Origin of the sequence: Pseudomonas putida (genome assembly GCF_016406145.1) — a bacterium.
GTDB classification, from domain to species: domain Bacteria; phylum Pseudomonadota; class Gammaproteobacteria; order Pseudomonadales; family Pseudomonadaceae; genus Aquipseudomonas; species Aquipseudomonas putida_E.
The window spans coordinates 2325636-2337265 of sequence record NZ_CP066306.1; the positions used below are offsets into that span (position 1 = coordinate 2325636).

15 protein-coding genes are annotated in these 11630 nt (G+C 61.0%); 4 read left to right on the forward strand and 11 right to left on the reverse strand.

Features of this window, described 5'->3' with window-relative positions:
* The 5 genes from JET17_RS10670 to JET17_RS10690 all read right to left on the reverse strand — a co-directional run bounded on the left by JET17_RS10670 (position 1) and on the right by JET17_RS10690 (position 4132).
* Positions 1 to 570 carry a DUF6162 family protein gene (locus JET17_RS10670; protein WP_080516511.1) on the reverse strand — a complete coding sequence of 190 codons (570 nt, stop codon included), beginning with the start codon at positions 568 to 570 and terminating at the stop codon, positions 1 to 3.
* Positions 571 to 581: 11 nt separating this feature from the next.
* Positions 582 to 902, reverse strand: coding sequence for a hypothetical protein (locus JET17_RS10675; RefSeq protein WP_012313981.1), 321 nt, complete (start codon positions 900 to 902; stop codon positions 582 to 584).
* On the reverse strand, positions 899 to 1438 hold the full coding sequence (locus JET17_RS10680) for a hypothetical protein (protein ID WP_012313982.1): 540 nt from the start codon (positions 1436 to 1438) through the stop codon (positions 899 to 901). The genes JET17_RS10675 and JET17_RS10680 overlap by 4 nt, the downstream gene beginning before the upstream one ends.
* Positions 1435 to 2628 (reverse strand): PepSY-associated TM helix domain-containing protein, encoded by a 1194-nt coding sequence (locus tag JET17_RS10685; RefSeq protein WP_012313983.1) that lies wholly within the window; start codon positions 2626 to 2628, stop codon positions 1435 to 1437. Before JET17_RS10685 ends, JET17_RS10680 begins: the two co-directional genes overlap by 4 nt.
* 169 nt (positions 2629 to 2797) lie before the next feature.
* Positions 2798 to 4132 carry a lysine N(6)-hydroxylase/L-ornithine N(5)-oxygenase family protein gene (locus JET17_RS10690; protein ID WP_012313984.1) on the reverse strand — a complete coding sequence of 445 codons (1335 nt, stop codon included), beginning with the start codon at positions 4130 to 4132 and terminating at the stop codon, positions 2798 to 2800.
* A gap of 200 nt (positions 4133 to 4332) precedes the next feature.
* Between JET17_RS10690 and JET17_RS10695 the strand changes: the two genes are divergently transcribed.
* On the forward strand, positions 4333 to 4764 hold the full coding sequence (locus tag JET17_RS10695; RefSeq protein WP_012313985.1) for a hypothetical protein: 432 nt from the start codon (positions 4333 to 4335) through the stop codon (positions 4762 to 4764).
* A gap of 59 nt (positions 4765 to 4823) precedes the next feature.
* On the opposite strand, the gene pbpG is transcribed toward JET17_RS10695, so the two are convergent.
* On the reverse strand, positions 4824 to 5750 hold the full coding sequence (gene pbpG / locus JET17_RS10700; RefSeq protein ID WP_042111355.1) for a D-alanyl-D-alanine endopeptidase: 927 nt from the start codon (positions 5748 to 5750) through the stop codon (positions 4824 to 4826).
* Between the two features lie 243 nt (positions 5751 to 5993).
* Complete coding sequence (locus JET17_RS10705; RefSeq protein ID WP_012313987.1) at positions 5994 to 6176, reverse strand: hypothetical protein; 183 nt, start codon at positions 6174 to 6176, stop codon at positions 5994 to 5996.
* Positions 6177 to 6396: 220 nt separating this feature from the next.
* Here JET17_RS10705 and JET17_RS10710 point away from each other — a divergent pair, with 220 nt between their 5' ends.
* Positions 6397 to 7218 (forward strand): shikimate 5-dehydrogenase, encoded by an 822-nt coding sequence (locus tag JET17_RS10710; RefSeq protein WP_012313988.1) that lies wholly within the window; start codon positions 6397 to 6399, stop codon positions 7216 to 7218.
* Between the two features lie 58 nt (positions 7219 to 7276).
* Here JET17_RS10710 and JET17_RS10715 read toward each other — a convergent pair whose 3' ends face one another.
* From JET17_RS10715 to JET17_RS10725, 3 genes are all read right to left on the reverse strand, one after another.
* A complete protein-coding gene (locus tag JET17_RS10715; protein WP_012313989.1) occupies positions 7277 to 7519 on the reverse strand; it encodes a hypothetical protein in 243 nt (80 codons plus the stop codon).
* 109 nt (positions 7520 to 7628) lie between these two features.
* Positions 7629 to 8156, reverse strand: coding sequence for a lactoylglutathione lyase (gene gloA / locus JET17_RS10720; RefSeq protein WP_012313990.1), 528 nt, complete (start codon positions 8154 to 8156; stop codon positions 7629 to 7631).
* Between the two features lie 224 nt (positions 8157 to 8380).
* Positions 8381 to 8740, reverse strand: coding sequence for a histone-like nucleoid-structuring protein, MvaT/MvaU family (locus JET17_RS10725; protein WP_012313991.1), 360 nt, complete (start codon positions 8738 to 8740; stop codon positions 8381 to 8383).
* A 355-nt stretch (positions 8741 to 9095) separates the two neighbouring features.
* On the opposite strand from JET17_RS10725, the gene JET17_RS10730 reads away from it, so the two are divergent.
* On the forward strand, positions 9096 to 10385 hold the full coding sequence (locus JET17_RS10730) for an OprD family porin (protein WP_042111357.1): 1290 nt from the start codon (positions 9096 to 9098) through the stop codon (positions 10383 to 10385).
* A gap of 65 nt (positions 10386 to 10450) precedes the next feature.
* The gene (cobF, locus tag JET17_RS10735) at positions 10451 to 11206 is read left to right on the forward strand and encodes a precorrin-6A synthase (deacetylating) (protein ID WP_012313993.1); all 756 of its coding nucleotides are present in this window, start codon (positions 10451 to 10453) and stop codon (positions 11204 to 11206) included.
* Positions 11207 to 11250: 44 nt separating this feature from the next.
* On the opposite strand, the gene JET17_RS10740 is transcribed toward cobF, so the two are convergent.
* Positions 11251 to 11601 carry a response regulator gene (locus JET17_RS10740; RefSeq protein ID WP_012313994.1) on the reverse strand — a complete coding sequence of 117 codons (351 nt, stop codon included), beginning with the start codon at positions 11599 to 11601 and terminating at the stop codon, positions 11251 to 11253.
* Between the last annotated feature and the right edge of the window lie 29 nt (positions 11602 to 11630).

The following is an 11630-nucleotide window of genomic DNA, read 5'->3' on the forward strand; positions in this document are numbered from 1 at the left end:
TCAGTGACGGTGTTCGCGGGTGACCCCAGCGTCGTAATGGCTGACCACTTGCTGCCAGCCAGCGGCGATCAGGGTTGCCTGGCCAAGGTCTTGCGGTACCACGGCGGCGCTGTCGCGGCGCAGCCAGACGTCAGGCTGGCCGCTGCGCTCGTGCGGCACGATCAGCAAAAAGCTGCCGGCGACCTGCGGGGCCTGGCTGCGACCCAGATAGGCGCCAGCCTCCAGCCACTGCCATTGGTGGCTGCCACGGCTCTGGCTGCCGGCATCTACCACGAACGGTGGCAAGCCTTCCTCGGCCAACGACACCACACTGGGTACGGCGGCGGTTTCTTCGCGCAGCAGCTGGATCTCGTCGAATGCGACGCGAAGGTCGGTATAGACGCCTTGTTCGGCGGGCGTCAGGTCGCGGCGGGCGTCGATCTGGTGGCTGGCGATGGCCTGCTCGTCTTCGCGTTCACCGCGCAGCAGCACCACGCAGGCCGCGACGATGACGATCAGCAGGCTGACCAGCAGCACGTAGAGGGTTTCGTGCCCGGCGCCGGCGGGGCGCACCACCTGGGTGCGGCTCAGGGTAGGGCCGCTCATGGTTGCGCGATGTCGGCGTAGTCGACTTCCACCACGTGGCCGGGGCCGGCATCGAACAGCACGTAGAACTCGCCATCGGGGCGCTTGAAGGTAAGCGTCGAGTCATCGCCGAGCTTGCCGCCGACCAGTACTTGCTCGTCGTAGCCGATCACGTCCAGGGTCACGCCCGGGGCGCCGCTGCCGTCCGAGAAGCCACCGGTGCACTTGACCTGGCCGCCATCGAGCTCTTCGCACTCGCACATCGGGTTGTGGGCCAGGGCCGGGCCTGCGGCCAGCACCAGCAGGGGCAGGGCGAGCCTGCGCATCATGTGCTTCATTTCTTGCCTCCTTGTTTTTCGAGCCAGGCCACGGTGGCTGGCGAAGCCTTGCTCAGCGGTACCGATGCCTGGTGCATGCTGCCGTCCCAGCCTTCGAGGGTGATCCAGATCTGCGCGTCGGGCTTGGTGCGCGCAGGGATCGGCAGGTTGGTCACCATGCGGTACGGCGCGCCGAAGAAGATGGTGCCGGCGGCGCGCAGGCTGCGGGGTTTGCCGATGCGCAGGTACACCGCTTTGACGTCGTTGATGCAGGCTTTGCAAAGCGCGGCGTTGAAGGGCTTGAAGTAGCCCGCCGGGCCGTCGGCGCGGGGGGCTTCACTGCGCAGCTCGGCCAGGTTCAGGCTGTAAGGGCCAACCTGGATATCGCTGATCTGGTTCACGCCCAGCCCGGCATCGCCGCGAAACAGCTTGGCGTCGGCGAAATACTTGGGCATGAAGCCCAGCGGGATGAGGATCAACAGAATGTTCAAGTGAAAGCGCCACTTCAGCCACCATTGCTTGAATGGGCGGGTGGGCAGGGCCTGGGCCTGGCTCATGTGCGGATCTCCACGGGGGTGTCGCTGGCGGTGGCGCGGGGCGCACGCTCGCTGCGCTTGAGGGCGGCGGCAGTCGCCTGGGCGGTCCGCTTGGTCCAGATCAACAGGCCGCTGAACACCATCAGCGTCAGCACCAGGCCGAAGAAGAACCAGATCAGTTTGACCGGCAGGCCGCCAAAGTCGCCGGTGTGCAGTGGGCGCATGGATTCGGTGACGAACTCCAGGGCGGAGCGGTCGCTGATCAGGAACTGGCTGTCGACGTTACGCGTGTAGGGGTTGATGTTGGCACTCTGGAACATCAGCGGGTACCAGCCCGGGCCATTGAGGGTGATATGGCTGTAGGCCGTGGCGGGCAGCGAGATGGCGTTGATTTCAAGGCCCGGGATGGCCAGGCCGGCGATACGCGCCGCTTCGTCCAGGTCGATGCGCGGGGCAGGGCTGCCATCGGCGGTTTGCGGTACATCTTCCCGGGCGATCACAGGTGTGATCGGTTGGCTGGAGATCGTGATGTGGTTATCGAACAGGATCGCCTGGATCAGGAACCAGGTACCGGTGATGGCGATGACCGCGATGAACCAGATCGACCAGACCCCGGCCAGGCGATGCAGATCGCCCCAGAAAATGCGCGAGCCATGGCCGGTGCGGATGGGCTTGAAGAAGCCTTTCCAGAATTTCTTGTACACCACCAGCCCGGTCACCAGCGAAGCGAGCATCGGCAGGCCCAGCAGCGAGACCAGGTACCAGCCCCAACTGAAACCGTTGGTGAAGGGCACCAGCCACCAGCCATGCAGGGCACGGGTGAACGCTTCGAAGTTGAAGTCCGGGACCTTGCCCTGGATGGCCCCGGTGTAGGGGTTGACGTACAGCGTCGGGCTGCTGCCGTCCGGCAGGGTAACCCCGGCGTTGAGGGCAAAGTGCGAACCATCCGGCTGCCTCAGTGTGCGCACCACCATATCGGGTTCGGCCTTGTGCAGGGCGTCTAGCACCTGCTGAAAGGTCAGGCGTTCGGCGCTGTCGTCGGGCTTGCTGGCGCGCACATCAGCGTTGGCCAGCCAGACGATTTCCTGGCTGACCACGGCAAGCATGCCGGTGAAGCAGACGATCAGCACGAAGAACCAGATCGGCAGGGCGAGCCAGCTGTGGACCAGGAACCACAGCTTGGACTTGGATTTTTTGGTTGATTTGGCCATGGGTCGGTCTTCTGAAAATGAGGGTCGAGCATATGCCCAACCACAGGGGCTGCATCTATAAAGACGAATGAGAATGGAAATCCTGCCTATTTAAATGCAACTAAATATTTCAGAAAAGCAAAAGCCGACAGGGCGCGGGGCGCCGTGTCGGCTTGAAGGCAGCGACGGGTCAGGCGCTGGTGAGGGCGACCGACGGTTGCGCTTTGTCATGTTGGCGCGCGAGGTCTTGGTATAGCGCCCGGCCGATTTCGGCGGCACGCGACGGCAGTACCGACAGCAGAGTGTCGCTCAGGCCATGGCTGCCCTCGCAGAAACCTTGCAGGTAAACCGAAGCTTCAAGATTCGGGCTGGACAATACCCGGTAGTTGCGATCGACGTTGAAATCCTCAAGGTAACCGGCCAACGGCGCCAGCAGGTCGCGATGCGAGCGGCGCTCGTAGCCGGTGGCCAAAATGACCGCATCGTAACGGTGGGTCTGATGCTGGTCGGTGGCCAGGTCGCGCAGGGTGAGTTCGATGCCGTCGCGGGTGGCCACAACCGCTTCCACCTGGCGACGGCACAGCACGTTGTGGCGCAGCTGATGCGAAACCTTTTGGCGGTAGAGGATGCCGTAGATGCGCTCGATCAGGTCCAGATCGACCACTGAGTAGTTGGTGTTGTGGTATTCACCCAGCAGCTTGGCGCGCTGCTCGGCCGGCTCGTTGTAGACCAGGTCGGTGTAGTCCGGCGAGAAGATCTCGTTGACGAACGGGCTGTCGTCCGCAGGCTTGAGTGCCGAACCGCGCAGTATCATGTCGACTTTGACCGACGGGTAGCTGTCATTGAGGTCGATGAATGCTTCTGCTGCGCTCTGGCCAGAGCCGATTACCGCGATGCGCATCGGTTTGCCTTCGGCGCATGGCAACTTTTGCAGGCTGCTCAGGTACTGGGAGTGGTGGAAGACGCGCGGGTCGTCCTTGAAGGCGCCGAATTTTTCCGGGATTTTCGGCGTACCGCCCGTGCCGACCACGACCGAACGGGTACGCCGGGTGTATTCACGGCCCTGCGCATCTTCAGAAACCAGGCGCAAATGCTCGACACGGCCAGCCTTCACTTCTGGCTCGATGCGCAGCACTTGCTCGCCATAGACGGCTTGAGTGGCGAAATGTTCGGCGGCCCACCGCAGGTAGTCGTTGTACTCCAGGCGGCAGGGGTAGAAGGTGCCCAGGTTGATGAAATCGGCCAGGCGCTGCTTCTGGTGCAAGTAGTTGACGAAACTGTAGGGGCTGGTGGGGTTGCGCAGCGAGACCAGATCCTTGAGGAAGGATATCTGCAGCTCGCTCTGGGTCGCCAGCGTTTCACCATGCCAGCGGTATTGCTTCTGCTTGTCGATGAACAGCGCGTCGAGGGCGCGGCCCTGGCTCTGGGCGAGTTCCTCCAGGGCGATGGCCAAGGCCAGGTTGGAAGGGCCAAAGCCCACGCCGATCAGATCCTTGATGGTTTCCGGGTTTGAAGACTGGCTCATGGCTGCGATCCCATAATGGTCGAATGTGTGCGCCCGCCGGTGCTCCGGCGCCTGCGTGAGTACATTGGTTGGAACGAGCCATGTACCCGGGAATTTACCTGAGTCATTGCGCACAGCTTGTGCTGCCGGGCTAAAGAACTGCGCCGCGTGGCCGATAGGCAGGTCAACGCAAGGACCTATTTCAAGGCAGGGACCGGAACATGGCAGGTATCGCAGCAATCACCATCAACAACGTTTCGGCGCAGGCCGCCGGCAGTGCTGAAACGGTAAAAAGCGAAGACGCTCAGAAGAGTGAAGCGTCAGCCGCGTCGTCAGAAACGGCGAAGGCTCAGGGTGGCGGCGGTGCGCAAGGTGCGCAGCAAAGCGATGAGAGCTCGGAGCCTGCGCACATCAAGCAATTGCGCGAGATGATCAAGCAGCTGCAAAAGCAGTTGGCCGAAGAGCAGAAGCAACTGGCCAACCTGATGGCGCAGAAAATGGAAGAGACAGCCAAGACCGCTGCCGTGAGTGCCAGGCAGGCGAGCATTACCACGCTCAATGGCCAGATCATGACCGCTACGTCGCAGCTGCTCGAAGCGTTGCAGGAGACGGGTGGCAGCACTGCCGGTACGGTCGTCAGCACTCAGGCCTGAGCCTATGTGAACCGGCCCGCCTGCGGATAACGCCGCAAACGGGCCAGCCCTTTGAGGCGTTACTCTGCGGCCAGGCGGCTCTTGTTCTGCCGGTCCGACTTGTACTGCATCGCCACTGCCGGTGCCGGCTTGGCTGTGCCGGTCTCCAGCCACTGGCGCATGCGGCTTGCATCGGCAAAGTGGGTGTACTTGCCGAACGCATCGAGGATCACCATGGCCACCGGGCGGTTGTCCATGCGCGTCAGCAGCACCAGGCAATGCCCGGCCTCATTGGTGAAGCCGGTCTTGGTCAGCTTGATGTCCCAGTTGCTCTTGTTGACCAGGTGGTCGGTATTGCGAAAGCCCAGTGTGTAGTTGGGTTTGCGGAAGGCCACGGTTTTTTCGCGGGTGGTCGACAGCTCGCTGAGCATCGGGTATTTGCGCGACGCCATCAGCAGCTTGGCCAGGTCGCGTGCGCTGGAGACGTTCTGCGTCGACAGGCCGGTCGGCTCGACATAGCGGGTGTGCGCCATGCCCAGGCTGCGGGCTTTGGCGTTCATTGCCTTGATGAAAGCCGGGTAGCCCCCTGGATAGTGGTTGGCCAGGGAGGTGGCGGCGCGGTTTTCTGACGACATCAGGGTAATGAGCAGGGTTTCGCGGCGGTTGAGTTGGCTGCCCAGGCGCACGCGCGAGTACACCCCTTTCATGTCCGGGTTGTTGGCGATGGTCATGGTGAGCATCTCATCCATGGGCAGCTTGGCGTCCAGCACCACCATCGCGGTCATCAGTTTGGTCACCGAGGCAATCGGCACCACGCGGTCGGCGTGGCTCGAATACAGCTCCTTGTTGGTATTGAGGTCGATCAGCAGGGCGCTGCCGGAAGCCAGATGCAGCTTTGAAGGGTCGCGTTGAATCTGGGCTGGGGGTTGTGCAGCAGCGGTCGACGGTAGGGTCGCGGTACCTGTGAGCAACAGCAGCAGGCTGAGGATGGACAGGGATGTTTTCACGTTCAGGCTCACTAAAAGTTGGTATGTCGTTGGCTGTGCAAGGGTTTCCCCCAAAAACCGCTCGCATTCTGGAGTATGGCTCAGCGGCTGTCGAATGCTCGTGGAGCTACCCGGTCGAAATGAAAAAACCTTCATGCTGTAACGGTTATTCTCCCTCCGTTCGTCGGTTTCGCGCTGGCACAAAAAGACCCGCCAAAAGGCGGGCCAGAACAGGGCAAAGAGCAACGCACAACACGTTCGTTTTCAAGCGAGCAGACAATCGTCCTTCAGTCGGTCGGCAAGGGCCTGGGCTGATGCACGGGTGGCCAACGGTCCGCTCACCGCTTCACCGTTACGCACCAGGTACCAGCATGCCAGCAGGCCTTGCTCACGCAGGGTAGAGGGAACGGCGCTGCCGACGACGGACATGATCTGGATAGTGGCCATGTGGACCTCCTGTAAAACATGCCCCTACCTTACGCAGTGGCCAGCTCGGTTTGAAATCGACTCGCTCAATAGTGCTCATCAGCTTTATCAACTGTTCACTACTATGGCTCTAGCCACTGTCAGCTGAGTGCAGGGAAACGGTAAAGGTTGTGTAAGGGGCGATGAACGGGTGGGTCTGTTACGCTGAACAAACGTTTCAGTTACGAACAAGGAGCAGGTTATGACGGCAACTCCCAGCAGGGACACCGTGCTGTGCATTTCCCTGGCCGGCCGGCCAGGTCACTTTGGCGTTCGCTTTCATAACCACCTGTACCGGCAGTTGGGCCTGGACTACTACTACAAGGCGATGAGCACCGATGACTTGCCGGCCGCTGTGGCGGGTATCCGCGCGCTGGGCATCCGCGGCTGTGGTGTTTCCATGCCCTACAAGGAGGCCTGCATGGCCTTGGTCGATGAGGTTGACCCGTCAGCGGCAGCCATCGAGTCGGTCAACACCGTGGTCAACACGGCAGGTCATCTGAAAGCCTACAACACCGACTACCTGGCAGTGCGGCAGCTGCTCGAGCAGCATCGTGTCGACCCGTCTACAGCCTTTGCCCTGCGCGGCAGTGGTGGCATGGCCAAGGCGGTTGCCAGTGCTCTGCGCGATGCCGGGTTCAAGGAGGGCATCATCGTCGCCCGCAACGAGCAGGCGGGGCGGCAGTTGGCCGACGTTTGTGGCTATCGCTGGGTCGCTGAGCTGGGTGACCGGTGCCCGCCGATGCTGGTGAATGTGACGCCGATCGGCATGGCGGGCGGGCAAGAGGCCCACGAGCTGGCGTTCAGCGAGAACGCCATTGCTGCGGCGCAGCGGGTCTTCGATGTGGTGGCTATGCCGGCGCAGACGCCCTTGATCCGCCGGGCGCAGGCGCTCGGCAAGCCGGTGATTACCGGTTTGGAGGTGATCGCGTTGCAAGCACTGGAGCAGTTCGTACTGTACACCGGCGTGCGACCTACCCGGGAGCAGGTCGAGGCTGCAGTGGCATACGCCCGGGACGTCTAGCTCTTCTTCTGCGGCCTCCTCGCGGGCAACCCGGCGAGGAGGCCGTCGATGCCCAAGGTCAGAACGCCTTGTGCCCCTTGTCCAACTGCTCGTCCACCAAGGCCCGGCCATGGGCCAGCGACACATGCTGAGCATTCTCAAGGTTAGAGAAGAACTTCATCGGCATGGATAAACGCTTGCTGGTATGGCCTTGCGGATCGGTGATCAGGCACCCCGCAGAATAGGGCAGAGGGGAGTCGGGGTGAGGCATCACACTGGCGGTGATGGTGTGGTCGCGGTATTCACAGTGAAGAGATTGCATCGTCCTTACCTCGCTGTGGCTAGTGAAGCTGTTACTTCCATATACCACAGCGAGGGGCCGGGAGTTCCCGGCCTGACGAGCGCAAGCCGACGAGGCTCACACTTTCGGATCAGCCCTTGAGCTCAGAGGGCTGAATCACTTCGACCCAGTAACCGTCCGGGTCTTTGACGAAGGCCAGATGGTTCATGCGGCCGTCTGCCAGGCGTTTCTGGAACGGCACGTTCAGCTCTTCGAAGCGGGCGCAGGCAACACGCACGTCCGGTACCGAAATGCAGATGTGGCCGAAACCACGTGGGTCGGTGTTGCCGTTGTGATAGGCGAACGCCGGGTCGTTTTCAGTACCGTGGTTGTGGGTCAGCTCAAGCACGCCGGGGATCGATTTCATCCACTGATGGCGCTCGGCGTCGTCGGCCGGAATCTGCGCCGGGTCGACCAAGGCCAGGAAGTACAGGCTGAATTCCGCTTCCGGGAAGTCGCGCTTGTCGACCACTCGAAAGCCCAAGACACGGGTGTAGAAGTCCAGCGACTTCTCGATGTCCTTGACCCGCAGCATGGTGTGGTTGAAAACGAATTGAGCAGTGGCGGCGTCGGGCTGTGCGGTGACGCCAGGCAGGTTTTGCAGATCGTGCAGGCTCATGGGTACTCCAGAGACGAGGCTGGCACCGGGGCCAGCGGAACAGACAGGAGGGCCATGATACGGCAGTGAACCGATTGCGCAAATGAAAGCGCCCTGCACGAGTGCAGGGCGCTGGAAATAGAGGCCCGCGTGTGCGGGCGCGTGATGGGGTCGCTAGTCCTTTAGCTGTCTCGATATTGAGCCAGCCCTTGTGAAAAAAGTGTGAAGCAAGCGTTGACGTTTCATCAGCGCAGCCAACTTTCCACCGTGCCGGCCCCGTACTGTTCTTTCCACGCCTTCAGCCCGCGGTGGTTACCACCTTTGGTCTCGATCAGCTCGCCGGTGTGCGGGTTTTCATACACTTTCACCACGCGCGGACGACGTTGTTGCTTTGGCGCACTGGTCGCGCCCCGAGTGACGGCCTTGGGGTCGAGGATGGCGATGATGTCGCGCAGACTTTTGTCATAGCTTTTCATCAGGCCGACTAGTTTCTGCTCGAATTCGATTTCACGTTTTAGGCCGGCATCCTTTTTTAGCGCCTCCAGTTGAGCCATCTGTTCCTGGAGCGCTTTTTCGGCAGCACGAAACTCTGCAAGTCTGGACACTGTAATCACTCCTGTACGTCATCTGTGGCGGGGCGTGACGAACATTGAAGAGAAATAACGCCGGCCACGCGGGGGGGTTAAACTGTTCGCTGGTATCGAGTGTAGACACTTGTGGCAATTGGGTAAACCGCAAACTTTTCCAATTAAGAAGGGAACTTTACAAGTGTTTCGGGCGGTAATTTCGATGCGTGACAGGTAGTCAGTGCGGCGTTTTTAGACCATGGTCCAATGGTGCGGGCTAGCGCCTTTGCGCAATCATTTTCAATGATGGTCGGAGATTGTTCGGCCGGGTCTTGTCTGCGCCGCGTGCGTTCGCCGTGCATTGTTTTCTGCCTTTCTCCGGATGTTCCCTCGCATGTTTGCCCCTTTTCCTCTCGCCCCTGGGCGCCGAGTTGCCGGCCTGTTGCTGATGTGTGCCGGTGTGCACGCCCAGGCCGCCGGTTTTCTTGAAGACAGCCGTGCCAAGGTCGAAGCACGCACAGTTTATTTCAACCGGGATTTTCGTGACGGCCACAGCACTTCCAGCCAAGGTGCGTCCAAGCGGGAAGAGTGGGCACAAGGCTTCATTCTCAACGTGCAGTCGGGTTATACCCAAGGCCCGGTAGGCCTCGGTGTGGATGCATTGGGCATGTTCGGTGTCAAGCTGGACTCCAGCCCGGCGGACAGTAACAGCGGTTTGTTGCCTTCTTCTGGTCATGACCCCAGGCACGCTGCTGACCAATACGCGAAGATGGGCCTGGCCGCCAAGGTCAAGGTGTCCAATACCGTGTTCAAATACGGCTCGATGATGCCGGATGTTCCGTTGTTGAAATACAACGATGGGCGCCTGTTGCCGACGATGTTTCACGGCGCCATGCTCACTTCAGAAGAAGTGCGCGACCTGAAGTTCACGCTGGCCCGCCTGAACAAATACACCGCCCGCGATTCCACCGACCGCCAGGACATTCGCGTGCATTGCAAGAACAAGCGCTATGCCTGTGATACCCAAGCCGACCACTTCGACCTGGCAGGGCTGGATTACCGGTTCAATGATCGGTTCAGTGCTCAATACCAAATGGCCAAGCTGGAAAACATCTACCGTCAGCACTTTCTGGGCCTGGCCGCCAGCCAGCCGCTTGCAGTCGGCAGCCTGTCGGCCGACCTGCGGCTGATCAAGAGCGATGACATCGGTAACGCCCGAGCAGGCCAAATCGACCATCGCGCCTTCAGTGGCATGCTCGGTTATAGCCTGGGCGGCCACAAGGTCAGTGCAGGCTGGCAGCGCATGTATGGCGAAAACGCCATGCCGTACCTCGATGGCAGCAACCCGTACCTGGTCAACTATGCGCAAGTCAATGACTTTGCCGCCGCGCAGGAGCGCTCATGGCAGTTGCGTTACGACTACGACTTCAAGGCCCTGGGCGTGCCGGGCCTGACGTTCTTTACCCGCTACATCAATGGCGACCACATCAAGGTCCCGGGCAGTAACGTCCAAGGCAAGGAATGGGAACGCGACACCGAGCTCAAATACCAGGTACAGAGCGGTACCTTCAAAGATGTCAGCGTGCGACTGCGCAATTCTACCTACCGCAGCAACTACGAAAAGTGGGCGCGCGACATGGACGAAACTCGCGTCATCGTCAGCTACACCTTCTCGATCTTCTGAGTGCGCTTTGCCAAACACCGGCGGTCGGCCGACAATGGCTGCCGGTTTTTGTTCAGGGCGAAGCCATGAGAGACCTGTTGTTGATCGGTATCGGCCCAGGCGACCCGCGCCAGGTGACCTACGAGGCCGTCGATGCTCTGCGTCGCGCTACCGTCTTCTTCGTAATTGACAAAGGCTCGGACAAAGACGAGCTGATTAGTCTGCGCAAGGCCATTGTTGAACGCTACAGGCCGCAGGGCGGCTACCGCTTGGTACAGGTTGCCGATCCGCGACGCGACGCTGAAGCGGCCGACTATGTGACTGCGGTCCAGGACTGGCACCGCCAGCGCGCGGCGCTGTATGCCCGGCTGATAGCCGACGAAATGAGCAGTGATGACATCGGCGCCTTTTTGCTGTGGGGCGAGCCTGGCTTGTATGACAGTACCCTGCGCATTCTGCAGTTGGTTCGTGAGCGTGGTGTGCCACTGCGCCTGCAGGTCATCCCAGGCATCAGCAGTGTGCAGGCGCTGGCGGCGCGGCATCAGGTGCCGCTGAACCGTATAGGCGAGCCATTGGTGGTTTTACCGGGGCGGCGCCTGGCGCAACAAGGGCAGATCGACAATGTGGTGGTGATGCTCGACGGGCAATGCGCATTTGCCCGGATCGACGACCCTGGGTTGGTGATCTATTGGGGGGCTTACCTGGGAACGGAGGACGAAGTGCTGATCGCCGGGCCTTTGCAGGCGGTGAAGGGGCGGATTCTACAGGTGCGCGAAGAGGCGAGGAGGCGCAAGGGGTGGATCATGGATACTTACCTGCTGCGGCGCGAGTCATGGACTTGAGCCGGCCTCTTCACGGGTAAAACCGCGAAGAGGCGCCACCGATGTCACGGCGTACCCAAAATCCCCACCACTTTATCGCGCAACTGCTCGATGCTGAACGGCTTGCCAATCATGTGCATCCCTTCGGGCACATCGAGGCTTTCGGCGTAGCCGCTGGCAAACAGCACTGGCAGCGCTGGCCGGATGGCACGGGCCTGTTTCGCCAGTTCTTCGCCGCGCATGTCCGGCAGGCCTACATCGGTCATCAGCAGGGCCAGCGCCTTGCCTGGGTCTTGAAGGATCTTTAGCGCGGCACTGGCGCAGTCCGCCTCCAGGGTCTCATAGCCCAGTTCGTCGAGCACATCGACCATCAACATACGGACGATGTCGTCATCTTCGACTACCAAGAGGTGCATTTTGTGATCCTGTACCAGAAGAATGTCTT

Bases quoted from the DNA above. Each gene is read 5' to 3' on its own strand.
- cobF (WP_012313993.1), top strand. From the start codon at position 10,451: ATGAGAGACCTGTTGTTGATCGGTATCGGCCCAGGCGACCCGCGCCAG.
- JET17_RS10740 (WP_012313994.1), bottom strand. From the start codon at position 11,601: ATGCACCTCTTGGTAGTCGAAGATGACGACATCGTCCGTATGTTGATG.
- JET17_RS10705 (WP_012313987.1), bottom strand. From the start codon at position 6,176: ATGGCCACTATCCAGATCATGTCCGTCGTCGGCAGCGCCGTTCCCTCT.
- JET17_RS10730 (WP_042111357.1), top strand. From the start codon at position 9,096: ATGTTTGCCCCTTTTCCTCTCGCCCCTGGGCGCCGAGTTGCCGGCCTG.
- JET17_RS10680 (WP_012313982.1), bottom strand. From the start codon at position 1,438: ATGAGCCAGGCCCAGGCCCTGCCCACCCGCCCATTCAAGCAATGGTGG.
- JET17_RS10695 (WP_012313985.1), top strand. From the start codon at position 4,333: ATGGCAGGTATCGCAGCAATCACCATCAACAACGTTTCGGCGCAGGCC.
- JET17_RS10710 (WP_012313988.1), top strand. From the start codon at position 6,397: ATGACGGCAACTCCCAGCAGGGACACCGTGCTGTGCATTTCCCTGGCC.
- JET17_RS10685 (WP_012313983.1), bottom strand. From the start codon at position 2,628: ATGGCCAAATCAACCAAAAAATCCAAGTCCAAGCTGTGGTTCCTGGTC.
- JET17_RS10715 (WP_012313989.1), bottom strand. From the start codon at position 7,519: ATGCAATCTCTTCACTGTGAATACCGCGACCACACCATCACCGCCAGT.
- JET17_RS10675 (WP_012313981.1), bottom strand. From the start codon at position 902: ATGAAGCACATGATGCGCAGGCTCGCCCTGCCCCTGCTGGTGCTGGCC.
- gloA (WP_012313990.1), bottom strand. From the start codon at position 8,156: ATGAGCCTGCACGATCTGCAAAACCTGCCTGGCGTCACCGCACAGCCC.
- JET17_RS10690 (WP_012313984.1), bottom strand. From the start codon at position 4,132: ATGAGCCAGTCTTCAAACCCGGAAACCATCAAGGATCTGATCGGCGTG.